At 57.2% G+C, this 25,189-nt stretch carries 18 protein-coding genes; 12 read left to right on the top strand and 6 right to left on the bottom strand.

Annotated elements, in window-relative coordinates; genetic code table 11:
* Nucleotides 1-3 precede the first annotated feature (3 nt).
* The 7 genes from AADA15_RS15895 to AADA15_RS15865 all read left to right on the top strand — a co-directional run bounded on the left by AADA15_RS15895 (nucleotide 4) and on the right by AADA15_RS15865 (nucleotide 4,987).
* Nucleotides 4-294, top strand: a complete 291-nt coding sequence (locus AADA15_RS15895; RefSeq protein ID WP_341642543.1) for a hypothetical protein — start codon at nucleotides 4-6, stop codon at nucleotides 292-294.
* On the top strand, nucleotides 291-605 hold the full coding sequence (locus tag AADA15_RS15890; protein WP_341642542.1) for a YbjQ family protein: 315 nt from the start codon (nucleotides 291-293) through the stop codon (nucleotides 603-605). The genes AADA15_RS15895 and AADA15_RS15890 overlap by 4 nt, the downstream gene beginning before the upstream one ends.
* A 66-nt stretch (nucleotides 606-671) precedes the next feature.
* Complete coding sequence (gene sufC, locus AADA15_RS15885; RefSeq protein ID WP_341642541.1) at nucleotides 672-1,427, top strand: Fe-S cluster assembly ATPase SufC; 756 nt, start codon at nucleotides 672-674, stop codon at nucleotides 1,425-1,427.
* Nucleotides 1,428-2,708 carry a SufB/SufD family protein gene (locus tag AADA15_RS15880; protein ID WP_341642540.1) on the top strand — a complete coding sequence of 427 codons (1,281 nt, stop codon included), beginning with the start codon at nucleotides 1,428-1,430 and terminating at the stop codon, nucleotides 2,706-2,708.
* On the top strand, nucleotides 2,708-3,193 hold the full coding sequence (locus tag AADA15_RS15875; protein ID WP_341642539.1) for a YIP1 family protein: 486 nt from the start codon (nucleotides 2,708-2,710) through the stop codon (nucleotides 3,191-3,193). Before AADA15_RS15880 ends, AADA15_RS15875 begins: the two co-directional genes overlap by 1 nt.
* On the top strand, nucleotides 3,190-3,774 hold the full coding sequence (locus tag AADA15_RS15870; RefSeq protein ID WP_341642538.1) for a YIP1 family protein: 585 nt from the start codon (nucleotides 3,190-3,192) through the stop codon (nucleotides 3,772-3,774). Before AADA15_RS15875 ends, AADA15_RS15870 begins: the two co-directional genes overlap by 4 nt.
* Entirely contained in the window at nucleotides 3,767-4,987 is a 1,221-nt protein-coding gene (locus AADA15_RS15865; protein WP_341642537.1) for a cysteine desulfurase, read from the top strand. The genes AADA15_RS15870 and AADA15_RS15865 overlap by 8 nt, the downstream gene beginning before the upstream one ends.
* Nucleotides 4,988-5,011: 24 nt before the next feature.
* On the opposite strand, the gene AADA15_RS15860 is transcribed toward AADA15_RS15865, so the two are convergent.
* The 4 genes from AADA15_RS15860 to AADA15_RS15845 are packed head-to-tail and all read right to left on the bottom strand — an operon-like array spanning nucleotide 5,012 to nucleotide 10,244.
* A complete protein-coding gene (locus AADA15_RS15860; protein WP_341642536.1) occupies nucleotides 5,012-6,733 on the bottom strand; it encodes a dipeptide ABC transporter ATP-binding protein in 1,722 nt (573 codons plus the stop codon).
* On the bottom strand, nucleotides 6,730-7,665 hold the full coding sequence (locus AADA15_RS15855; RefSeq protein ID WP_341642535.1) for an ABC transporter permease: 936 nt from the start codon (nucleotides 7,663-7,665) through the stop codon (nucleotides 6,730-6,732). Before AADA15_RS15855 ends, AADA15_RS15860 begins: the two co-directional genes overlap by 4 nt.
* Nucleotides 7,665-8,633 carry an ABC transporter permease gene (locus tag AADA15_RS15850; protein WP_341642534.1) on the bottom strand — a complete coding sequence of 323 codons (969 nt, stop codon included), beginning with the start codon at nucleotides 8,631-8,633 and terminating at the stop codon, nucleotides 7,665-7,667. Before AADA15_RS15850 ends, AADA15_RS15855 begins: the two co-directional genes overlap by 1 nt.
* Nucleotides 8,634-8,684: 51 nt before the next feature.
* A complete protein-coding gene (locus AADA15_RS15845) occupies nucleotides 8,685-10,244 on the bottom strand; it encodes an ABC transporter substrate-binding protein (RefSeq protein ID WP_341642533.1) in 1,560 nt (519 codons plus the stop codon).
* A gap of 160 nt (nucleotides 10,245-10,404) precedes the next feature.
* On the opposite strand from AADA15_RS15845, the gene AADA15_RS15840 reads away from it, so the two are divergent.
* Both AADA15_RS15840 and AADA15_RS15835 read left to right on the top strand, forming a co-directional pair.
* Entirely contained in the window at nucleotides 10,405-10,731 is a 327-nt protein-coding gene (locus tag AADA15_RS15840) for a hypothetical protein (RefSeq protein WP_341642532.1), read from the top strand.
* Nucleotides 10,732-10,884: 153 nt separating this feature from the next.
* Nucleotides 10,885-13,638 carry a calcium-binding protein gene (locus AADA15_RS15835; RefSeq protein WP_341642531.1) on the top strand — a complete coding sequence of 918 codons (2,754 nt, stop codon included), beginning with the start codon at nucleotides 10,885-10,887 and terminating at the stop codon, nucleotides 13,636-13,638.
* A gap of 379 nt (nucleotides 13,639-14,017) precedes the next feature.
* Here AADA15_RS15835 and AADA15_RS15830 read toward each other — a convergent pair whose 3' ends face one another.
* A complete protein-coding gene (locus tag AADA15_RS15830) occupies nucleotides 14,018-16,414 on the bottom strand; it encodes a thiamine pyrophosphate-binding protein (protein ID WP_341642530.1) in 2,397 nt (798 codons plus the stop codon).
* Between the two features lie 10 nt (nucleotides 16,415-16,424).
* The gene (locus tag AADA15_RS15825) at nucleotides 16,425-17,627 is read right to left on the bottom strand and encodes a methionine gamma-lyase (protein WP_341642529.1); all 1,203 of its coding nucleotides are present in this window, start codon (nucleotides 17,625-17,627) and stop codon (nucleotides 16,425-16,427) included.
* A gap of 114 nt (nucleotides 17,628-17,741) precedes the next feature.
* Here AADA15_RS15825 and AADA15_RS15820 point away from each other — a divergent pair, with 114 nt between their 5' ends.
* From AADA15_RS15820 to AADA15_RS15810, 3 genes are all read left to right on the top strand, one after another.
* Nucleotides 17,742-18,200 carry an Lrp/AsnC family transcriptional regulator gene (locus tag AADA15_RS15820; RefSeq protein WP_341642528.1) on the top strand — a complete coding sequence of 153 codons (459 nt, stop codon included), beginning with the start codon at nucleotides 17,742-17,744 and terminating at the stop codon, nucleotides 18,198-18,200.
* A gap of 482 nt (nucleotides 18,201-18,682) precedes the next feature.
* Nucleotides 18,683-19,915: a tyrosine-type recombinase/integrase gene (locus tag AADA15_RS15815; protein WP_341642527.1), complete on the top strand. Its 1,233-nt coding sequence runs from the start codon at nucleotides 18,683-18,685 to the stop codon at nucleotides 19,913-19,915.
* A 333-nt stretch (nucleotides 19,916-20,248) separates the two neighbouring features.
* Nucleotides 20,249-24,853, top strand: coding sequence for an NACHT domain-containing protein (locus tag AADA15_RS15810; RefSeq protein WP_341642526.1), 4,605 nt, complete (start codon nucleotides 20,249-20,251; stop codon nucleotides 24,851-24,853).
* Nucleotides 24,854-25,189 lie beyond the last annotated feature (336 nt).

The raw sequence follows: 25,189 nt of genomic DNA, 5'->3' as shown, positions 1-25,189 counted from the left end.
AACGTGATTGAGGCAGAGGGAATTGAGGCGATGGTCACGGCTCACAAACAAGCCGAAGTTGCCGCCGCAAAAAGATCTCTGCTTTTCTTGCTACCTTTTCTCTCTCTTGTTGTCTGCGGTTTGTTCGCGCTGACCGGCATTGAGGTAATCGAGCCATGGCATTGGTTTCTGGGCCTTTTCCCGGCATTGTTGCTCGGCTGGACCGGATGCCGTCGGCTCGCAAGGGTAAAAAAGGTGAACCAAGAGGCCTTGAGAATAGCTGTGGAAAGCTTGGAAAAGAGGATCCGCAAATGATCGTAACAACCACTAACTCGGTCGAGGGCTATCAGATCGCCGAATACAAGGGCATCGTCGTGGGTGAGGCGATCATGGGCGCCAATGTGGTGCGCGATGTCTTTGCTTCGATCACCGATATCGTCGGGGGCCGCTCTGGCGCCTACGAAAGCAAGCTGCAGGACGCGCGCGAAACGGCGCTGGCAGAGCTGGAAGACCGCGCCCGCGCCAAGGGGGCAAACGCCGTGGTCGGCGTTGATCTGGATTACGAAGTGGTGGGCCAATCCATGTTGATGGTCTCCGCCAGTGGAACGGCCGTGCTACTCGGCTAAGGAATTCGCCCCTTGGGGCATGGGAACAACCGGGGGCAGCCCCGAAGAGACAAAAACGAGGAAATCATGCTGGAAATCAAAAACCTGCAAGTGAAACTTGAAGAAGAGGACAAGCAGATCCTCAAAGGTGTGGACCTGACGGTTGAGGCTGGCAAGGTGCACGCGATCATGGGGCCGAACGGGTCGGGTAAATCGACCCTCTCCTATGTCCTGTCGGGCAAGGACGGCTATGAGGTCACCGGCGGCTCTGCGACCTTGGATGGTGAGGATCTGCTGGAGCTGGAGCCGGAAGAGCGCGCCGCCGCTGGCCTGTTCCTTGCGTTTCAGTACCCTGTGGAAATCCCCGGCGTGGGCAACATGACCTTCCTGCGTACCGCTGTAAACGCACAGCGCAAGGCGCGCGGCGAGGAAGAGCTTTCTGCCGCCGATTTCCTCAAAGAGGTGCGCGCAAAGGCCAAGACGCTCAAGATCGACGCCGAGATGCTGAAGCGCCCGGTCAATGTGGGCTTTTCGGGCGGTGAGAAAAAGCGCAACGAGATCCTCCAGATGGCCATGCTGGAGCCGAAGATGTGCATCCTGGATGAAACCGACTCCGGCCTTGATGTGGATGCGATGAAACTGGTGGCCGAGGGCGTGAACGCCCTGCGCGACGAAGGCCGCGGTTTCCTGGTGATCACCCACTACCAGCGCCTGCTGGATCACATCAAACCCGACGTGGTGCACATTATGGCCAATGGTCGCATCGTGAAAACCGGTGGCCCCGAGCTGGCGCTTGAGGTGGAAAACAACGGCTATGCCGATATCCTGGCAGAGGTGGCGTAAATGGCGCTTCCAGAGGTAAAGCAAACCGCGACCGATGCGCGGCTGGCCGCGCTGACCTTGCCAACGGGCGGTTGCCTTGAGGATGCGCGCCGCGCGGCCCTGTCCCGCGTGCAGACCCTGGGCCTGCCGGGGCGCCGCGACGAGTATTGGAAATACACCCAGCCGGATACTCTGACGCAAGCTGAGGCGCCCAAGGCGGCTGTCTTTGAAACCGACGAAGCGCCGATGTTCGACGAATTCGACCGCATCAAGATCGTATTCGTCGATGGTGTGTTCTCGGCGGAAGAGTCCGATGATCTGTCCCTCGAAGGCATTTCGATTGATCGCATTTCAGATATCTGTGGCAAAGATATCCATTGGGCCAAGGACTTGTACGGCGTTCTTGAGGCTCGTGGCCAATCCCCTGTTGCGCGCCCCTTGGCGGCGCTCAATACTGCTTTTGCACAAGACGGCCTTGCGATCCATGTGACCGGCAAACCGTCAAAGCCGATCAACATGATCTATCGCCATTCGGATGACGGCTCGGATGCGATCCTGCACCACGTGATCCGCGTGGACGCGGGTGCCGAAGCCACCATTCTTGAGAACGGCCCTGCCGCCTCGCGCTTCAACAAGTGCATGGAAATCGACATCGCCGACACCGGCAAGCTTCATCTGGTCCGGGCCCAAGGCCGCGATCATGAACGCCGCGCAGCGACGCATTTGTTTGCCCGTCTTGGGTCCGAGTCCGAGTTCAAGAGCTTCACCCTGACAGTGAACGGCGTGTTGACCCGCAACGAGGCCGTCATTGAGTTGACCGGTGATGATGCCATCGCCCATATCGCGGGTGCCTGTGCTGGTGACGGCGATTTTCACCACGATGATACGGTTTTCATCACTCATGACGCGGTGAACTGCGAAAGCCGTCAGGTGTTCAAGAAGGTGCTGCACAACGGTGCCACGGGGGTCTTTCAGGGCAAGATCCTGGTGAAGGAAGGCGCGCAAAAGACTGACGGATATCAGATTTCCCAGTCTCTTCTGCTGGATGACGACAGCCAGTTCCTGGCCAAGCCGGAACTCGAAATCTACGCTGACGATGTGGCCTGTTCGCATGGCTCCACCTCCGGTGCGATCGACGAGGACGCGCTGTTTTACCTGCGCTCACGCGGGGTGCCGGAAGGCGATGCCACCGATCTGCTGACACTCGCCTTTTTGGCCGAAGCGGTAGAAGAGATCGAAGACGAAGAGATCGCCGCCGCCATCGTCACGCGCCTTGAGGGCTGGTTGGCCCGGCGTCGCTGATGGCCGTGACCACCGATATCGTGGCAACCTATCGGGGGCCGCGCCGTGTCATCGCGCGGCTCCTGTCCATGGGGCCGCGTGAGGATCGTCTGCTGGCCTTCCTGATGTTCGGCTGCACGCTTGCCTTTGTCGCGCAGATGCCGCGCCTCTCACGCGAGGCGCATCTCACGGGGCAGGAGCTGAACATGCTGCTGGGCGGCGCTCTGCTCGGCCTGATTTTCATTGCTCCCCTGGCGCTTTATACGGTGTCCTGGGTCGTGCACCTTCTGGCCCGACTTTTCGGAGGGGCAGGGGACTCCTATCGGTCCAGGCTTGTTTTGTTCTGGACGCTTTTGGCCTCCAGCCCGCTTCTTTTGCTGAACGGATTGGTCGCCGGGTTTATTGGGCCGGGACCCGCGCTCAGCAGCGTCGGTATCTTGTGGCTTGCGGTCTGCCTGTGGTTCTGGCTCTCTGGCATGATCGAGGCATATTGGACCCGGACATGACTGCCATTCTCACTCTTGGTCGTTTGACTCTGCGCAATCCCTCTGCAGCTGCGCGGATCGTTTTGGCGCAGAACTTGCGGGGAGAGGCGACTTGGACGGCGCTGTTCCTTGTCGCGGTTTTGAATGCGCTGACGTATGCGATGATGACGGTCCTGTTTCCCATTCCGGCGGAACTGGCGTTTCTGAACCCATCGCCCATTACCTATATGACCCTGTCCGCTGGCATAGTGATCGCCTTTTCCGCAGCCGTAACGGTTTCAGGGCGTATGATCGGCGGGCAGGCTCGCTTTTTCGACGTGTTGTCGATGATGATCTGGCTGCAGTTCATCCGCGTTGGCATCCAGGTCGCATTGATCGTGGTTATGGTGTTATCGCCCGGGCTTGGCGGTTTGCTGAGCCTCGCGGTCAATCTCTACCTTGTTTTTGTACTGCTCCATTTCGTGAATGAGGGGCATCGTTTCAACTCTCTCTGGCGCGCCTTTGCCGTTCTTCTGATGGCGAGTCTTCTGGCGCTTTTTGCTCTGACATTCGCTATGGGTCTCTTTGGCCCTGACAACCTGGGACTGCCCGCATATGTATGACGTCGAAAAGATCCGCTCCGAGTTTCCGATCCTGTCCCGGCAGGTGAACGGCAAGCCGCTGACCTATCTTGACAATGGTGCGTCTGCGCAAAAGCCGTCGGTGGTGATTGACGCGATCACGCGTGCCTATTCCGAAGAATATGCAAATGTTCACAGGGGCTTGCACTTCCTTTCGAACCTGGCGACCGAAAAGTATGAAGGCGTCCGGGGCGTCATCGCGCGCTTCCTGAACGCAGGCGATGAAAACACCATTGTCCTGAATTCCGGCACCACCGAGGGGATCAATCTGGTGGCCTACAGCTGGGCCATGCCCCGGTTCGAACCGGGTGACGAAATCGTTCTGTCCGTTATGGAGCATCACGCCAATATCGTGCCCTGGCATTTTCTGCGAGAGCGGCAGGGAGCGGTTCTGAAATGGGTCGAAACCGGGCCGGATGGCAGCCTGGACCCGCAGGCGGTGATCGATGCCATCGGACCCAAGACCAAGCTCGTGGCCGTCACCCAGTGTTCCAACGTCCTTGGCACCATTGTGGACGTAAAGGCGATCACCGAGGGCGCGCATGCAAAAGGCGTGCCGGTTCTGGTGGATGGCTCACAAGGTGCGGTTCACATGCCGGTGGACGTGCAGGACATCGGCTGTGATTTCTATGCGATTACCGGTCACAAACTATACGGCCCCTCCGGGTCTGGCGCGATTTACATTCGGCCCGAACGCATGGCCGAGATGCGTCCCTTTATCGGGGGCGGTGACATGATCAAAGAGGTCACACGCGATGGGGTCATCTACAATGATCCGCCAATGAAGTTCGAGGCCGGCACGCCCGGAATTGTCCAGACAATTGGTCTTGGCGTGGCGCTCGAATACATGATGGATCTGGGGATGGAGAACATCGCGGCCCACGAAAAGGATCTTTGCACCTATGCCACCGAACGCCTTTCGGGGCTCAACTGGCTCAGCGTTCAGGGGCAGACCAAGGAGCGTGCGGCGATCTTTAGCTTCACCATGAATAATGCGGCGCATCCTCATGATATTTCGACCATTCTCGATAAAAAGGGTGTCGCGGTGCGGGCCGGGCAGCACTGTGCCGGTCCGCTGATGGAGCACCTCGGTGTGGCTGCAACCTGCCGCGCGTCCTTTGGCCTTTACAACACCAAGGAAGAGGTCGACACGCTGGTCGACGCGCTTGAACTGGCCCACGAGCTGTTCTCGTAGGCCAGTTTGAGTTTCGATTGACCCTCAGGCGGTGACGACGCGGTCTCCGCCCAAGAGATCCATCCGCGGCATCAGATCCAGCAAGTGGCGCGAGTAGTCGTGGGTCGGGGCCTCGAAGAGGGTCTCGGCCTCTGCGATCTCGCAGATCGTTCCATGACGCATCACCGCGATCCGGTCACACATCTGGCGGATCACCGGCAGATCGTGGCTGATGAAGATCATCGTGAGGCCAAGTTCCTCTTGCAAATCCTTGAGAAGGTTCAGAATCGTCGCCTGGACCGACACATCCAAAGCTGACGTGGGCTCGTCACAGATCAGGATGCGCGGGCGCGATGCAAGCGCGCGGGCGATGGAGATCCGCTGCCGCTGACCTCCCGAGAATTCATGCGGGTACTTGAGGCCTGCCGCCGCTCCAAGGCCCACATGATCCAGAAGATCGCTGACCACCTGTCGGGTTTCGCTCTCGCTTCCTGTCATACGGTGATATCGGATCGGCTCTGCTACGATATCCATGACTCGCATCCGCGCATTGAGCGAGGAATAGGGATCCTGAAAGATCATCTGCAGGGCGCGGCGCGCCTGCTGTGCGGACTGGCTGCCCGGACGCGAGCTGACATCCTGCCCAAGAACCCGGATGTGCCCTGAGTCAGGTTGATAGAGCCCCGCGATCAACCGAGCGATGGTGGACTTTCCTGAGCCGGATTCTCCAACGATGCCAAAGGTTTCCCCTTCGGAGACCGAGAATGTGGCATTATTCACCGCCTGCAGCATGCGCCGGTTTTTCTTGATGAACGACTTTTGCAGCACAAAGGAGAGGTTCAGGTTTTCCACCTCGACGGCGGCCTTTCCTTCAGAATCGCTGCGGGCCTGGCCAAGCCAGTGGCTCTGAATATCGATACGCTTGAAAGGCTTGGTGTCGCCTTCGATGTAATCGACTGAGGTGAACCGGTCCAGTTTGCGGTCTGCGCGGGGAACGGCGGCAATCAGGGATTTGGTGTATTCGTGATTGGGTGCACCCAGGATCTGTGCGACATCGCCGGTTTCTACCACTTCGCCTCGGTACATTACCACGACCCGATCCGCGATATTTGCAATGACGCCAATGTCATGGGTGACGATGATGACTCCGAGGTTCCGCTCACGACACAGGCGTTTGAGCAGGTCAAGGATCTGCGCCTGGATCGAAACATCGAGCGCGGTGGTCGGCTCATCTGCGATGATCAGATCGGGATCACCGGCCAGGGCCAGGGCAATCACGACCCTTTGACGCATTCCGCCCGAGAACTGGTGTGGATAGGCCTTGAGTCGTGCCTTGGCTTCGGTGATGCCGACCTGACCCAACAACTCTTCGGCGCGGGCTACCGCCTTTGCATCTTTTAGTCCGGTGGTTTTCTCAATGGTTTCAACTAGCTGTGCGCCAATTGTCATCAAGGGGTTGAGCGAGGTCTGCGGGTCCTGAAAGATCATGCCGATCCGGTCGCCCCGGATCAGGCGCATCTCATCCTCGTCGCGCCCGCGCAGCTCTTCACCCTGAAACTGGATCGAGCCGCTCGCAACGCGCCCCGGCGCTTCGAGCAGGTCGATGATGGCATTGCCGATGGTGGATTTTCCGGCCCCGGACTCACCGACCAGACCGACAACTTCACCTGGGTTCACGGTCAGCGACACATTGCGTGCCGCCTTGACCGTGCCACGACGGGTGGGGAACTCGACATCGAGCCCTTCGATTTTCAAAAGTTCTGTCATCGTAGCTTCGGATTGAGGGCATCCCGCATCCAGTCTCCAAGCAGGTTCACTGCGAAGACCAGGACAACAAGTGCGATTGCAGGGAAGAAGGTGATCCACCAGAGGCCGGAGAAGAGGTATTCGTTACCCACCCGGATCAGCGTGCCCAGCGACGGGGTGGTGGGCGGAATGCCCTGGCCGAGGAACGACAGGGTTGCCTCTGAAATGATCGCCAGCGCAAGACCGATGGTGGCAATGACCAGAACCGGCCGCAGGGTATTGGGGAAGATGTGGCGCACCATGATCAGCCAGCGGGGTAGGCCGATGATACGCGCGGCTTGCACATATTCCTTGTTGGCCTCGACCAGCGTGGCACCGCGCGCCACACGGGCGAACTGTGGCCAGTCGGTGAGGCCAATCGCGATGATCACCACGTAGATCGCAAAATCATCCCGCAGCTCAAGCGGCAGAACCGCGCGGCCTATGCCGTTGATCAGGATGGCCAAAAGGATGCCGGGAATGGTCAGCTGGACGTCCGCGATGCGCATGATGATCGCGTCGGTCATGCCGCCGACATAGCCCGAGATCACGCCCAGCGCGACGCCAAGAACCATGCCAAGGCACACGGCCGCAAGGCCGACGATGATCGACAGGCGCCCGCCATAAAGGATCGTCGATAGCATGTCGCGGCCCTGATTGTCGGTGCCCAGAAGGTATTGCGGCTGCCCGCCTTCGGCCCAGGCCGGAGGCAGTTTGCCGTCCCATAGAGAGATCTGCGCCGGATCGAAGGGATCGAAGGGCGCAAGGATCGGGGCAAAGACGCAAGCGAGGATCATCAGGAGCGTGACGGCGGCGGCGATCACGGCTCCGGGTGAATGGAAGAAGGACCAGACGATGTCATTGTCCTTGAAGCGTTCCCAGCGCGTGGCGGGGCGGTCAGTTGGAAGGCTCATCAGGACCCCAGGCGAATTCGAGGATCGACGACGAAATAGAGGATATCGACGATCAGATTGATCAGAACAAAGAGCAGCGCGACAAAGACCAGATAGGCGGCCATGATCGGCACGTCGACGAAATCGACGGCCTGGATGAACATCAACCCGGTACCCGGCCACTGGAACACGGTTTCGGTGATCACGGAAAAGGCGATCAGCCCGCCGATGTTGAGACCGATGATGGTGATCACCGGTACCAGCGTGTTGCGCAGCGCATGGCGGAAGTTGATCGCGCGTTCGTCCAGTCCGCGGGCGCGGGCGAACTTGATGAAGTCGGTGCGCATCACCTCCATCATCTCGGCCCGTACCAGCCGCAGGATCAGCGTCAGCTGGAAAAGCGACAGGGTGATCGCGGGCAACAGGATCGCGCGCCAGCCGTCCACGGTCAGGAGCGAGGTTTTCCACCAGCCCAGATCGATAGTACCGCTGCGCCCGGATGATGGCAGCCAGCGCAGGTGTACGGCGAAGATATAGATCAGCGCGATGCCGATGATGAAGGTTGGCAGACTCACCCCGATGAGCGAGGTCGACAGGATGACCCGGCTGACCCAGGATTTGCGCCGGATCCCGGTATAGACACCCAGCGTAATTCCCACTGCCAAGGCAATGATTGCACTTACAAAAACGAGCTCAAGCGTCGCGGGCAGGCGTTCCAGGATCAGCTCGTCAACAGGGCGCTTGATCCGGTAGCTGAGGCCGAAATCTCCGCTCAGGATATTGCCCATGAACCGTGTGTACTGCGTCAGGATCGGATCGTCCAATCCCAGCTGCTGGCGGATTTCGATCCGCTGTTCGCGCGTCGCATCCTGGCCGACCATGTTGTTGACCGGATCGCCAACGAAGTTGAACAAGGAAAAACTGATAGCCGAAACCACAGCCATGACGAGCAATGACTGTGCCAGGCGTTTAAGAATGAAGGTGGTCATTTGTCCCCCGGAGCAAAAGGGGCGGACGATGTGCCCGCCCCAAGGCTCAACTTACTTCATCACGGCAAAGCGCGGGCGGAAGGCGTCATCCGCCGAGATCGGGATGTCGACCTTGTCGGAGATGCCCCAGGCCAGAACCTGGTGATGGATCGGAACATACGGGATGTCGGCTTTCACCAGATTCCAAGCCTCACCGATCAGCGCGGTGCGCTTGTCGATGTCGATCTCGGTGGTGATGGCGCTGGTGATCTCGTTCACGCGGGCGTTGTCATACCCGGTCGCGTTCCAGGAGCCTTTGCCGTCCAGAAGGTACGAGAACACATAGTGGCTGTCGAGCGTCGGCACACCCCAACCCAGCATGAAGAAGTCAGTCTCCCGCTTCTGGATCTTGGGGAAGTGCTGCGCCTTCGGGATCGCGTCCAGTTTCACGTTGACGCCAACCTTGGCCAACATGGCAACCGCGGCCTGACAGATCTTCTCGTCGTTGTTGTAGCGGTTGTTGGGGCAATCGAGCTGGATCGAGAACCCATCGGGATACCCGGCCTCTGCCAGCAGAGCCTTGGCTTTTTCCGGATCATACCCATACGAGGCGTCATTGTCCGGCGTATTGCCCAGAACGCCCGGCGGGGTGATCATGCCGGTCGGGAAAGACAGCCCTTCCATCACGACACGCTGGATCGCGGCCTTGTCGATGGCAAGGTTGAAGGCTTCGCGTACACGCTTGTCCTTGAAGGGGTTTCCTTCGACGTTGGAGCTGCGCAGCTGGTCGACGCCCTGGTCCATTCCAAAGAAGATCGAGCGGATCTGCGCCACTGTGGAGACGCCCAGTCCATCGGCGCCTTCGATCCGTTTGAGATCCTGAAGGGGTGGGTCGAGAACGAAATCGACTTCGCCGGACAGAAGGGCCGCAACACGTGTCGCCGCGTTGGAGATCGGACGATACTCGATCTTGTCGATGTTGCCGGGGAACATGCCATTGCCCCACCAATCGGCATTGCGGGCCAGGACGGTCAGTTCGTCCGGCGCGCGGCTGACAAGGGTGAACGGGCCAGTGCCATTCGAATTACGTACGGCGTAGGTTTCTTCCTTGGCCTTGAAGTCTTGCGGCGCAACCACGTTGTTGGCCTCGGACCAGCCCTTGTCCATCATGTAGATGGAGGTCAGCTGGTTCGGCAGGATCGGGTTCGGCCCGTCGGTGACCAGTTTGACGGTGTAGTCGTCGATTACCTCGACAGAAACGACGTTCTTGGCCTGCTCTTTATAGTCAGAGGCTTCATGCTTGGCGCGCTCGAACGAGAAAACCACGTCTTCGGCGGTGAAATCGGCGCCATCATGGAATTTGACGCCCTGGCGAAGCTTGAAGGTCCAGCCATCTGCGCCGGCTTCCCAGCTTTCGGCAAGTTCCGGCTGTAGGTTCAGCTCTGCATCGCGGGTGACAAGCGATTCATAGATCTGCCCGTTCATGGCGATTGTGGGACCTTCGTTCTGCGAATGGGGGTCCATGGTCAGGGCGTCGCCCTGGCTGGTCCACCGCAGAACATTTTCCGCCAGCGCGGGGCTGGCCGCGGTCATCGCCAACAACGAGACCGTAAACATTTTTCTAAGGTACATTTTATACTCCCTGTTTTACATACTGCCCCCGACCTGTCCCGGCGGTGGGCTTTAACCTTGGTACTTGGACCGTATCCCTTCTTTTTGTGGATGCGATATAGGCTGGCATGTTGGCCGTTATTCCATATCGGATCAAGACTGTTCACCGGGAGAGGGGGTATTGCCGGACTGGGGCGTGGTGCGGGGCGGCAATTGTGCTGATTATCTGGCCGTCACGCGTGATCTTTGGGAGACGCACAGAGCAACAGTCGATGGCCGTTGGAATCGCTTTCCAAAGCAGACAACATGGCCTCGACCAGAGGCCGGTTTTGGCGCTCTGATCATCTTGATCATCTTGATCATCGTGTCCCTATGCGGCCGTGAGGCGGTTTTTGTACTTTCAGAAGTCTTGGGCGCAAGTGTTCAATATTGCTCATTAATTCCATCGTTAAGTTCTCTTTCATCAACAGTTGGCGGCCCAAAAGCGGCGATTTCCTTTAAGAATTGACATAAATCAAACATATTCAGTATAGCTGATGTTACTCAAATATTGTCACGGGGAGGCTGCCCTGCGAATCCGGTCCAGGCTGTTGAGTCTGCAGGGGCTGTTGAAGACGGCATGCCTGTTTCTCCCGACACAATGTGGATTTTGGAGGACGACATGGCTACAATTATTGATCCCGAAAACGCTCAGGATGTTGATCAGCCCCTGAATACAGACCCCGATTATCGGGTGACCCATGTGTTCAGTACCGACGACGTTACCGGCACGTTCGGCGGACTAACACAAGGAGACGTCGAAGCGGGCGATATGCCGGTCGTCGATTTTTCCGCAGATCCGAAGCTCACAAAAGAGGGGATTGAGCTTTATCCCATCAACTCCGAGTTTGGTTATCACGTCACCGATTTCGAAGGTGCCGTCGCCAAAGAGTTTTCTGACGGCCTGTACGAAGAAGGGTTCATCGGTAACCTGACCAACGCGGATGGTGATCAGATTGGCGTCGTGGTGTCCGATGCGCCCACCGATACGTTCAAAACCCCGGCCGTGCTGGGAACCTGGCTTTCCGGGCTTGGCGGGAACTCCGTCAAGGCATCGACCGAGCATTATGTGGTGATGCAGAACATCCTGTCCGATCAGAAGTTCCCTGGGGATCCGGATGCGGAGTATGCTCTGGACGACAACCTGATCGTGATCGGCGGGGACTATGACGGACATGCGGTCCAGGACCTGCTGGACGGGACAGTGTCCGACGGAGCGGGCGGCTTCATCACCATTGCGGATGAAAACCAGGATGGTGTGGTGGATATCAAGGATATCCTGAACCCCAATGAAAGCACGGTCGAGTTTGATATCGCGGCCAGCTCGGATTATTCGGTGACGGTCAAGGATGACGGCAAGCTCCTTTATCGTTGGGGCAACATGATCAAGAAGCCCAATGACATCCGGCTGGAAGCTCAACTGGATCTGCCCGAAGAGTGGAGCGTGCGTCCCACCCAGGACTCGCTGCAGCCGCTTTTCCGGATTACCTCTGCCGAGGTGGTGATGCATCACACCATCACCAACAACCCGAACGACCAGATCCGTCCGGAAGATCTGGAGAACGAGGCCGCAATCGGCACGCTGCCGACCTATGAAATCGTGACCGACTACAATGAAGACGGTGAAGGCCCACGTGAAGTCTGGCGCAGCACGGACGGCTACTATGCGGGGGACGGAACCTTCTATGAGGCCGGAACGATCCTGCGGGATGCAAACCTGGCGACCAACTGGGCCGCAAGTGATCTGGCCAGCATCGGTGCCGCCGACGGTGAGCAAGGCTTCACCAACGCGTGGTACACCACAATGAACCGTGAGCCCTTTGAGCCGGTTCTGGACGGTGACGAATATGGTGATTCCGGACCGCGCTGGCGCCTGAAGCCGGACAAATACGGGCAGGATCTGCCGGGTGTCACCATTCCGACCGATCCCAGCGCCACGGCCAATCCGCAGAAAGACCAGGTCAAATACGAGGTTGGCGCAGAGACCCAGACGGTCATCAACCTGTTGGACTGGGCAACCCCTTTCTCGCCCATGTCGCTGAGCGCAGGTTTTCAGAACAATGCGGGCAACGTGTCGGCCAATGGCGTCAACATGAGCGAAAAGTTCGATCTGGCGGTCTACATCAAGGGCGACATCAAGCCGGCGACGCTCTACAGCGCTGAACTCCTTATGGATTACGAGGAGATCGCCATCCATGATGTCGGCGCGGATTTTGTCGGCGGCGCCGGTGATGACTATATCGCGGGTCAGGGCGACAATGAACTGACCGGCGGGGCCGGGAACGACATGTTCATCCTCTCCTATGGGGCTCAAGGCTCTTCCGAGATCTTGGGTGGATCAATCATCACGGACTTTACTGCGGGTGAGGACGCTCTTGGTTTCATCGGCCTGGGGGCGGATCATGTCACCCTGGATACGGCAATGGCCGCCACCAACATCACCCAGACAGTTGTTGGCGGGGATCTGTCGATCGCGATCGACGGGGTTGAGGTTGTCGTGCTGGAAGGTGTGACAGATGCGCTTGGCGCAGAGAGCTTCTACACATCGACCCAAAGCTCCGGGGCTGCCACGGTCACGGGTACGACCGGTTCGGACACCCTTGAAGGGGACGACTTTGCCAACAACATTTCCGGCCTTGAGGGCAATGACACCCTTGAGGGGCTGGGCGGTGACGACACCCTTGACGGTGGCACTGGCGACGACTCGCTGGTCGGTGGAACCGGTTCGGACACCCTGCTGGGCGGTGAGGACAATGACACCCTCTATGGCAACACCGGCGATGACGTGTTGTTCGGTCATACCGGCGATGATTACATCAGCGGCGGCGACGGTGACGACGAACTCAGCGGTGGTGACGGTGCCGACTCCCTCTTGGGGATGACCGGTGATGATCTGCTGAACGGCGGCGGCGGTGTCGACATTCTCTGGGGCAGCTTCGGAAACGATACCCTGTACGGGAATGCCGGCGACGATGAGCTTCTCGGCGGCGCCGACAATGACCAGCTGTTTGGCGGGGACGACAACGACACCCTTGATGGCGGTTCGGGCAATGACAGCCTTTATGGCAACATCGGGACCGATACGCTGGACGGCGGCGCGGGCAACGATTTCCTGCGGGGCGGTATCTATGCCGATACCTTCGTCTTCGAAGACGGCGACGGGGCGGATATCATCGATGACTTCGTCACCGGCGAGGACACTCTGCAGCTGGACGATGCGATCTGGGGTGGCGGCCTGTCGGCACAGCAGGTGCTCGATACTTACGGCTCGGTTGTCAGCAGCCTGTACACGCTCGACTTCGGCGACGGACAGACCATTACGTTCAATGGTACCGTGACGGCATCGGCTCTGGTTGACGATTTGGTTTTCGTCTGACCGTACGATCCATCCAAAGTCGGATGGAGCTTGAAAACAGCTTTGCCCGGGGTCCCAGTCGGGGTCTCGGGCAAAGCCGTGGCAGGGCTTTGTCTCTGCTCGCCTGCCCGACTTGCACTGAACGTGGGTCTGGCGCCCAGAGGCTGCGGGATCGCAAAAGGGGTTCTGGTGCGAAAATGGCCTGACGGGGAAGGTGTTCAGATTTCAGACGTCTGGCACCCAACAGGGTCTTCCGGGACCTCTTGTGCTGACGTGGTCAAATGGATGTCTCAACCCAGCACGGGCATCGGAACGGCGCAGTCGTCACCCTGGGCCTGAAGCACGGGCAGGGAGCCGCCATACGCTATTGATGAAAGCGCTGGCGGCTCAGGTGCTTTGGTCAACTTGTGCCCATTTGCGACGGGATGCGACGCGTGACGGTTTTGCCTTCCGTCAATCCGTTGACCTTTTCGACAATGGTATCGGCATCAATCCCGTGGTGGCGGTAAAGATCACCGATGGTGCCGGTCTGCCCGAAATGTTCGACGCCCAGCGGGATTGTCTGATGGCCCGCGACGCTTCCCAACCAGGCCAGGGTCGCCGGGTGGCCGTCGATGATCGTGATGATCCTGCAATGCGGGGGAAGCTCGGCCATCAGGCTTTCGATGTGAGATTGCGCTGCCGCGGTCCCGCGCGAGCGGGCGCGTTGCGCCGCCGTCCAGCCGGCATTCAGCCGGTCGGCAGATGTGACAGCGAGCACGCCGATATCCCTGCGCCCTTCGCCGATCATGCCGGCAGCCTTGATTGCCTCGGGCGCAACCGCACCCTGATAGGCAATGATCACTTCGCAATTTGGCCCCGGCTTGCGGAGCCAGTATGCGCCGTCAATGGCACCCTGGCGGAATGCGTCGTCATGACGTTTGCCCGGTTGTTCGATCGGGTTTGTGGTCAGACGCAGATAGACCGAGCCACCGGTCTCGTCACGCAGCCAGGTGCGCTCATCCGGGTCGCCCTCTCCATCGCGTTGGACATAGTCGAAGGCCCACTCCATGATCACCGCCAGCTCATCGGCGAATGCAGGTTCGAAACTGACCAGCCCGTCCTGTGACATGCCGATCAAAGGGGAGCCAACCGACTGGTGCGCGCCCCCTTCGGGAGCCAGCGTCACGCCCGATGGGGTGCCCACAAGGATGAAGCGGGCGTCCTGGTAGCAGGCATAGTTCAACGCATCGAGGCCACGCGCCACAAATGGATCATAGACCGTGCCAATGGGAATAAGCCGTTTGCCGAAAAGCGAGTGGGACAGCCCCGCGGCGCCCAGAAGCAACATCAGGTTCATCTCGGCGATGCCCAGCTCGATATGCTGGCCGTCGGGCGCGAACTCCCATTTTGCGGTCGAGGGGATGCGATTCTCGATGAATGCATCCGCCTGCGCCGTGCGGGCGAACAGCTTGCGACGGTTGACCCAGGGGCCAAGACTGGTGGTACCTGTGACATCCGGCGATGTCGTCACGATCCGCTCGGCCAACAGGCTGTCGCCTTTTGACAGGTCATCGAGGATCTTGCCAAAGGCCATCTGGGTCGATGTTTCACGGGTGGTATCGATCTGGATGGCTGGCACCTTGAGCTTGTCATCGCGGTAGCGCCGGGTGCCTTGGGCAAAAAACGGCACCTGAGACAGGAAATCACGCAAGCCTTTCGGGTCTTTGACCGTGGCCAGCGGCTCCCATTCCTCGCCTTGTGGCACCCCCATATGGGTCTGCCATTCTGCGAATTGGGTTTTGTTCATCAGCCCGCCGTGGTTGTCTTTGTGACCGGCAATGGGCGTGCCCCAACCCTTGATTGTATAAGCCAGAAAGCAGGTTGGTCGGTCATGGTCGATGGCCTCAAATGTCTGGGCCATGGTTTCGACGCAGTTGCCGCCGAGATTTTCCATCAGCGCGGCCAGCTCGGCGTCGCTGCGACGGTCGATCAGAGCGGTCACATCGCCCTGATCCCCCAGATCGTCCATCAGGCGCTTGCGCCAGACCGCACCGCCCATGAAGGTCAGCGCCGAATACTGCTGGTTGGGGCAGGCATCGATCCAGTCGCGCAGGCGGTCGCCGCCGGGCTCTTCAAAGGCAGCCCGTTGCAGCGCACCATGTTTGATGCGCACCACGTCCCAGCCGAAGGCGTCAAAGATCTTCTCGATCCGTTCGAACAGGCCCTCGCGCACGATCCCGTCGAGCGACTGGCGATTGTAGTCGACGACCCACCAGGTGTTGCGCAGATCGTTCTTCCACCCCTCCTGCAGGGCCTCGTAGATATTGCCCTCATCCAACTCGGCATCGCCGACCAGCGCCACCATGCGGCCGATCGGAGTACCTTGGCCCCAATCCTTGGCCGCGATGTAATCCTGTATGATCGAGGCAAAGGAGGTGATCGCAACGCCAAGGCCGACCGAGCCGGTGGAAAAATCCACATCATCGATGTCCTTGGTCCGGCTGGGATAGCTCTGCACCCCGCCAAAGCCGCGGAAATTCTCCATTTTCTCGCGGGTCTGGTGGCCCATCAGGTACTGCATCGCATGGAAGATGGGCGAGGCATGGGGTTTGACCGCGACCCGGTCCTCGGGGCGCAGGGCCGAGAAATACAGCGCGGTCATGATCGACACCATCGACGCCGAAGAGGCCTGATGGCCGCCAATCTTGATCCCATCCACCTTGGGGCGCACATGGTTGGCATGGTGGATCATCCAGTGAGACAGCCACAGCAGGCGCTGCTCAACGGTCTTGAGGTGTGTCTGATTGGCGGGCATGACTCTTTCCTTATTCCGCAGCGTGTTTTGTGACAGTCGGCAGGGCCTGGTCCAGATCCTGCAGGATGTCGGTGACGTCTTCCAGCCCCACGGAGAGGCGGATCAGCCCGTCGCTGATGCCATGTAGGGCGCGTTCTTCTGCGGTGTAGGTCGAATGTGTCATCGAGGCCGGGTGCTGGATCAGTGTCTCCGCATCGCCAAGCGAAACCGCGCGCTGGATCATCTTGAGACGGTTCATGAACGCAATCCCGCCAGCCATGCCGCCTTTGACTTCAAAGGCAATCATCGCGCCGGGCTCATCCATCTGGCGGGCGGCCAGATCAAACTGGTCAAAGCACTCAAGACCCGGAAAGTGCACCTGCTGAACGGCGGGATGCGCCTGGAGGTATTCAGCCACGGTTTCCGCCGAGGCGCAGTGCCGCTCCATACGCAGGGCAAGGGTCTTGAGACCGCGCAGGATGAGCATGGCATTGAAGGGTGCCATCACCGCTCCGGTCATGTCCTTCATGCCCACGAGGCGGATCTCGCTGATCTGTTCGGCCGTGCCCGCCACAAGACCGGCAACGACATCGCCATGGCCGCCAAGGTATTTGGTGGCCGAATGCACGACGATATCGGCGCCCAGTTCGATCGGCCGGGTCAGATAAGGGGTGGCATAGGTGTTATCGACAACCACTGTGGCGTCGGCGTCATGGGCAATCGCGGATGCCGCCGCGATGTCCACCAGGCGCATGTTGGGGTTGGCGGGGGTCTCGAAATAGACAACGCGGGTCTTGTCACTGATCGCGGCGCGCAGGGTGTCCAGATCGGTCATGTCCACATGGGTGATTGTCACGCCCCATTTTCCGAGCCCATGGCGCATGAAGGCAAAGGTGCAGCCATAGAGGGTTTCATCGACAATCACCTCGTCACCGGGGCTGAGAAGGGTCCAGAGCGTGGCGGTGATGGCACCCATGCCCGACGACATCGCAAGGGCAGCTTCGGCCCCTTCCAGCGAGGCGATACGCTGTTCCAGCAAGTCGCACGTCGGATTTGAGATGCGGCTGTAGATATGCCCCTCACGCTCACCGGCAAACATCTCGCCGCCCGCTTCGGCGCTTTCAAAGGAAAAGGTTGATGTCAGGTGCAGCGGCGGGGTCAAGGCCCCTTGGTTCTGCATCGGATCATAGGCATGGTGGATAGCGCGCGTGGCAAAGCCGGATTTGGTTTTCATGGTGACCTCTGTGTTCCCTATTGAAAACAGTCTGGTTGCCGCGGAAAGGCATTTAGTTGCCAATAATGCCATGTATTGATAGAATATTGGCACTATCTGCTAATGAGGTGCAGTTTGGACAGCAAAGATCGTCAGATCATCCGTGCCCTGCAAGCCAATGGGCGCATGACAAATCAGGACTTGGCGGAGCGGGTCAACCTGTCGCCCTCTCCCTGCCTGCGCCGACTGCGCCTGCTTGAAGACAGTGGCGCCATTCAAGGGTACAGCGCCGAGGTCGATGCAAAAGCCTATGGGTTGCCGATCACGGTCTTCGTGCGCGTCAGGCTTGAGCGTCACAACGAGGAAGATGTGAAGCGGTTCGAAAACCGTGTGAAGTCTATGGATGAGGTGCTTGAGTGCCATGTCCTGACCGGGGCGTCCGACTATCAACTGCGGGTCGTGGTGTCTGACCTCGACGCTTATGAGAATTTCATCCGCAATCGCATTCATCGCATCGGCGGAATCGCGACAATCGACACCAGTTTTGTCTACGGTACGGTCAAAAAGACATCGGTCTTTCCGGCAATCGCCTAGCAACCGCCCGGGCCACCGGGTGAGTAGCGCTCCTTTTTCCAGGGCGCGTCCTTGCCACACTGCTTGATCGGTGATGGCGGGCCGGAGCAGGAAACCCGCTCGCGATGGCAACAGGGCCCGATTAGATGCTGACGGCGAAACGCGCGCGGCCTGCATGACGGAATAGGGCGTCCGGTGCCCCACCCAAAGGACCACAGTCGGTACAGGACAGGCAACTGAACGGCACTGAACCATTCTGCATGTGCCCGAATACACCATTGCAGCCGGATCGCGCTGTCGCCTGAATGCTGTTAATTGCCTTGGAGCGTCAGGGAAAAGTGGCGGAGAGACAGTCCGCCGTTCAGAATTCCTAAAAAATCCATTATTGACCTGTAAGGAATTGCCACATAACGATTTTATGAGGAAGTACGTTCCAGAGAATTCCGGCGAAATCCTCGAAAATCTGGGTTTCAGAGGGGGAACGATAGGGGGGACAAGGTTATATGAACGGCAGTCTAACTGCGACATTCGTCCGCAACATAAAAGCTCCTGGTGTGTACAGTGACAAGAACGGGACGGGTTTGCGCCTGCGTGTCAAACCTGACGGACGAAAACACTGGCTCCAACGCTTCACGCTGTACGGCAAAGTCCGAGAGGCCGGGTTGGGATCCTATCCAATCGTGACTTTGGCGATGGCGCGAGAGCAAGCGCTTGAAAACCGTCGTGCGGTACGTGACGGCGTGGATCCGATCACCGAAAAACAGAAAAACCGTGCTGTCTTGACCTTCGCGGATGCTGTCGAAGAGTACCTGAAGATACGCATGACTGAGTTTCGCAACGAGAAACACAAAAAGCAATGGCGCGCTACGTTGGACACCTACGCAGTTCCGATCGTGGGTTCGATTTATGTTCGCGATCTGACACGCGAAGATGTGATCCGTGTTTTGGAGCCGATATGGAAAGACAAAACAGAGACTGCGACACGGCTGCGTCAACGTATTGAGGCTGTAATCTCCTGGGCCATTGTGTCCGGCCACCGGGAAACAACCAACCCGGCGGTTTGGAAAGGAAACCTCTCTGAAGTGCTGCCAAACCCTTCACGGGTTAAACAACAGAAGAACCACCCGGCTGTGCAGGTGACGGAAGCTGCCGATTTCTGGAAGGAACTGAGCAAGCGCGAAGGTATGGGCGCGACCGCGCTTCGCTTTCTTACGCTCACAGCCTCCCGGTCTGGCGAAGTTCGCGGGATGACATGGGATGAAGTGGATTTCGAAAAACGTCTGTGGATCATCCCGAAAGAGCGCATGAAAGCACGTCGCGAACATAGGTCGGCATTATCTGATGCAGCAATAGACTTGTTGCTCAGCATGCCCAAGCTGGAAGGGTGCGACTTCGTTTTCTTTTCCAGCAAAGGCGGCCAGTTGTCGGATATGTCCCTTTCCGCAGTGATGCGACGTATGGATGAAGCCGCACAGGCGAATGGGGGCGCGCGCTTTCTTGATGGACGGTCAAAACTACCCGCAGTTCCGCACGGTCTGCGCTCCACCTTTCGAGATTGGGCGGCAGAGAACGGTGTGGACCATACTCTCGCGGAACTTGCCTTAGCGCACAATGTTGGCAGCACTGTAGAGCGAGCATACCGGCGGTCCGATCTCGTTCAAAACCGCTTTGAGCTAATGAACCAATGGGCTGCGCATTTGGAAGGGCGAGAGAGAGGCTTGAACACTCAGAACTAGTGTGTAGTCAACGAGAAATACTGTTTCATGTCGTGTACATAGATGGCGGCTCCCAGCCCAAAGCGGACACGACTGATCTGCGCCAGGGGCGGAAAGCGGGCTTTCGCCACCAAGGCAAAAGTACAAACTACTCTAGTGGCAAGCGGATGGTCTCGCGGCAAAAAACTCAAAGCTGAAATAGTAAAACACTCTGCGCGAGGCACCACTTGGTGTTACGATCCATCGGTGTTTAGATTAAAATTGGTTTGCATTCGGGAAGTTGCGCACCTTGTAGAGCTCACTCGGAGGACAAACCGTAGATTAAACGATGTGGACTGACGGATAGCCTCCTAAATGATTGATCCCTTGAAAATTCATGGTTTTGACACCGGTAAGCGCGACTCGTTCGAGGCGCTAATAAAGGTCTTGGCGCGAAGGGAGCCGCCAGCAAACGCGCACGAATTTCAGCCGAACGATGGCCGAGGCGGCGATGGTGGAGTTGAAGCCATCTGGATACTTAAAAACGGCGACAAGGTCGGCTACCAGTCTAAGTTCTTTGAGACACTTGGGGATACCCAATGGAAGCAAATGGACAAGTCTGTTGAGCAGGCGCTAAAGACCCATCCGGAGCTCAAGAGGTATGTGTTTGCCCTGCCACTCGACTTCACGCCCAAGCGGGGACCAAAGGCGAAGGGTAAGTCACAACAAGAAAAATGGGATGATCGTGTTGTAGCCTGGAAAGCTCTGGCTGCCAAAAGTTCAATTTCGATTGAGTTCGAATGTTGGGGGGCGACCGTCATTAATGACAAGCTTTTGGTCAGCGATAATCTGGCCTTGCAGCGTTTTTGGTTTGGCGGCGATGTCCTCGATGACGCGTGGTTCAAAAGCCAAGTCGAGGCGGCAACACTAAAACTAGACGATCGTTTCAACCCTGAAGACCATGTCGAGGTTTCAATTGAAGCAATGTTCGACGCTATCGTCAGAGGGCCAAAATCGCGTGCTCGTCTTCATGATGCCTTTACGTCGTTGGCGAGCAACCGAGTGCCGTCAATCGAGTTTACCACAACATCTTTGAAACCAGATCCCAAGGTTTTGGTAGAAGCGAGTTCACTCTGGTCTGAACTTGTTGAGATGCAGGCGCTAGTCGATCAGGAACCAACGATAAAGTGGAATTTGGCAAAGGCCAAAGAAACACTGGATGAGCTGCGCAAGCTTGCGTGGAAGCTAGAGCGGCCATTTTCGACAACCAATAGCAAAAACCTGGAGGAAACCGAAAAACAGAAGTTCACGGTTGTCAAAGATAGCCTGAGAGACCTTCAGGCGGCTCTTGCCACGCTCGATGAAGCGCTCAGGCAACGTGATTGGTCTGCAGAAGCCGCTAAGTCTGCGATAGTGCTTGGCGAAGCCGGTTCAGGCAAATCCCATTCTCTAGGACAAGCCGCATCACAACGTGTTCAAGACGGTTTGCCGACCGTCGTAATTCTGGGTCAAGACTTGTCTGACGCTCCATTTTGGCCGCAACTCGGCGACCTCTTGGGGCTTGAAGCAAAAACCTCAGACGAAATTCTTGGTATTCTGGACGCAGCCGGTTCAAGGAAAGGGCAAAGAACTCTTCTCTTCTTCGACGCAATCAACGAAGGAGCAGGCTCAACCTACTGGATGCACTGGATACCTCAAGTCGTCGATGCACTACGACCATATCCGTACATCGCGGCCGTTTTTTCTTGCCGAGATGTTTACTCAAGGTATGCAATTCCAGAAAACCTTCTGAAGACTATGCCCACCTTCAGAATGCAAGGCTTCTTCAGCCTTGAAGAACGAGAACGCGCCGCAATCCAATACCTAGACAACAAGGGCATATCTCGCCCAAACACGCCCTGGCTCTCCCCCGAGTTCACCAACCCTCTCTTCTTGAAAAGCACAAGCGAAGCACTGCTTGAACGAGGTGAGTCAGAATTTCCAAAAGGTTTGCAGGGCGTTTCAGAGTTGATGGCATTTTACCTAGATGGGATCGCCTCCAGAACTGGTGTGCGCTCTGTTCGACCCGAGGATTTGTCATCGTCGCTCAAAAGGTTTGTGCAACGCATCGCGACTACCATGGCATTCAATGGGCAAGATTTTGTTGAACTTGAAGTTGCAAGTGATCTTGCACACGAGCAGTTTGGCAGTCGCCAAGCACCCGAAGGCAAATCATGGCTTGATGTCTTCATTCAATCGAGTCTGCTCCGTCGTGATCCGCCTCCTTACTCGAAGAACATCGATCCGCTGAACCCTCCTTCAGAGCTGATCAGGTTTTCTTTTCAGCGTTTTCAGGACTACCTTATGGCCGACGCGTTGGCCGAAAAAGCAGTTGCTGCTAGGGCTTCCGCTCGCACCAATTCGTGGTCGATCACTAGACTGGGGCGGATGCTCATTGAGCGGATGGGAATTCAGAAAACTCGGTCTCAATTGGGGGCGGAATTTCAGCTAGGAGGGCCGCTGAACTTCCTCTTTTATGACGGCGAACTTACGAGCCAAATTCGCTACGAGTATGCTGGACTTGTAGGCGCATTGTCGACGATCTACCCAGAAAAACTCGGCACCGAGTTCGCCACCGAGGTGCCTGACTGGGAAAGACACTGGGAATACGGCACGCTTCAACAGGGTTTTGCCGAAAGCTTCAAATGGAGAAATCTGGAAGCATTCACAAATGACACCAAAGACCTCCTGAACGCTCTAGACGGTTACTCTGTTGACCCTCAAGGCTTGCTGCTGGAAGTGTCCATCACAATCGATCATCCTTACAATGCCGAGTTTCTGAACAAGCACCTTCAAAACTTTGGAATGGCAGAACGAGACAGCCACTGGACCCGCTGGATCAACTTGGCGTCCAGAGAAGAGTTCGGCCAGATCGATCGCATCATCTCTTGGGCAATGTCGACAAAAGACCGGGAAACCGATGCCAGGCACATGGAGTTAGCTTCTTTGGTCTTGGCATGGTCCTTGTCGTCATCCCACATTACTTTGCGGGACCGGTCGACTAAGGCGCTGACCTCACTTTTCTTAAGCAGGTCGGATGTATTCGACTTTGTTTTTGAGGAGATGAATTCCTGCAATGATCCCTACGTGATTGAAAGGCTTTATGCTTCAGCTTTTGGAGCCTGTTGCATCGATCCCAGTGTGGAGCGGCTCAGGGCATACTCGAGCCTAGTCTTCGCAAAGGCTTTTGCTGAAGGTGCGCCGCCGATGTCGCTGATGACCAGGGATTACGCACTGGGGATCGTAGAACTCGCAGCACAGAAAAACGCCCTGAACTCGGATGCGAACCTTGAAGACTGTTACCCCCCCTTCGGCTCAGAAGAGCCGATTTTCGGTCTGACAAAAGAACAAGTTGAGAAAATCGCCGATGGTTGTGGCGGCAAGTCAATCTTCAGGTCGGCGTCGAGTGAGTGGGGTGACTACGGCAAGTATAGCATCCCGGGGCGAGTGCGTGGCTTCCTAACCACACGACTTTCGGAACCCAAACCAGTCGCAGCTTCAGAAGTGAAAGACCGCTTCAAAGCTGAGGTCATTGATCCCTATCCAGAAAGAGTTGCGGCGCTTGAGGCATATGAACAGGCATCAATCGTTCCAATCGAAATCATTCTACGGACGATTATCGATACGGATGGCAATGAGGCGGAAGAGGAAGCCATCGAATTGGAGGAAGAGGGAAAAGGCATTGAAATCAGCAAGGAAGACGCTCTAGCTGAACTGAACGAACTGCTCAATGAAGAAGAACGGGATCGATTGGTTGACGAGTATTTCAACGATGCTGCGGGCCACGGTGACTACGAGACAATCAGCGTTCAACAGTGCCGTCTCTGGATTACTAAGCGAGCATACGAACTGGGTTGGACAGAAGAATTGTTCCCAGAGGATGGGCAAGGTGGAAGCTACTCACGCCATGAAAACGACCTTGAGCGTATAGGGAAGAAGTATCAGCGCATCGCTCTAGATGAGCTGCAAGCAAGGTTGGCGGACAATTTTTGGGTCCTCGAAGGCTGGCCAGAGCGGCCACACAAGTATCGGTATAGCCATCATGAGTTCCGCCGAAACATCGAGCCAACCATCCTCCCTATTGCAACCGGCTACCCCTCCTCACCGCAGACTGACCTTGAGTGGATGTCCGAACCTCAGATCGTGCTACCGGAAGTGGCCGAAGAAAAGTTGAAAGAGTGGCCGTTCACCGAAGACCCCACTCAAGCAATGTCGGACAAACTGGTGCGAGAGGATGAGAACAAGAGACGATGGTCGGTGCTCTACGAATTTAGTCTGGCGGAAGAGAACTACGCAGAGCCGCAGCCTGGAGACCACGGCAAACGATACCAAGAGTTCAGGTTCATCTACTGTGTGTTTGTAAGGAAAGGGAAAGCTTCTAACTTCACAGAATATCTTGCTGCTGAAGCGAGCCTGAGTGTTAACGACTTTCAACCCCGAGATTTCACTGATGGCCCCTTTTTGCGCGAAGCATTCTGGCGCGATACTTGGAATTCAGCGAAATTCGACCAGCACGTTTGGAGGGCACCACCCGATTGTGAGTTTGCCATCCCGATCGCACACTACCATTGGGAAAGCCACCTAGACAAAACGCTGCCCGAAGGCTTCACAAGCTACATGCCGCAAAAATGGTTCGCTGAAGAACTATGCCTGACTATGTCTTCCGAGGGACCTCAGTACTGGATGGACAGTGCTGGCAACACAATTGTGCAATCCCACCGGCCCGTGAGCCATCAGACAGCGGTGGTCATAGATGAGGCTGTGCTTCGTCGGTATGCAGATGAGAGCGAAATTGAACCAGTTTGGATAATGATAGCAGAGCGTAACACATGGCCAAGGGGTGACAACGATGAGTCTTGTTGGAGAAGGTCTGAAGGTGCTGTTTGGTTCGATGGCAATGAATGGCAACAGGTTGGCTGGAACGAAGACACTAAACGATAGCGAGCTGATCAAAAAACCTCGTCACCGGTATGAGTGGCCGCTTCGACGAAACGGCAACGCGGCACGAGATAGTGTGACGACGGCAGAAATGGGCCGTTCGTGAGCTGTCACTCCCCTAGGAAGGGGAATTTTGCAAAGGGCGCTTTCTGCGCATAGCGGGCTGTTCATACTATGAGGACGGTAGAGTGTGCAGGTCTTTGTCGGAGAGCGCATGCGCGGGGCCGCTTGCGGATGAGTGTTTCTGACCGCCTTCGAGCAGACGGTTGATTCGAATTTGGTATCTACGAGCTGGTGTTGGGCCGTGGTGCGGAGGGTATTTCCAAGTTTTTCTTGTTC

Origin of the sequence: Phycobacter sedimenti (assembly GCF_038148855.1) — a bacterium.
Classification (GTDB): domain Bacteria; phylum Pseudomonadota; class Alphaproteobacteria; order Rhodobacterales; family Rhodobacteraceae; genus Phycobacter; species Phycobacter sedimenti.
The sequence above is the reverse complement of the archived record's forward strand: the minus strand, read 5'-3'. Positions and strand labels throughout refer to the sequence as shown.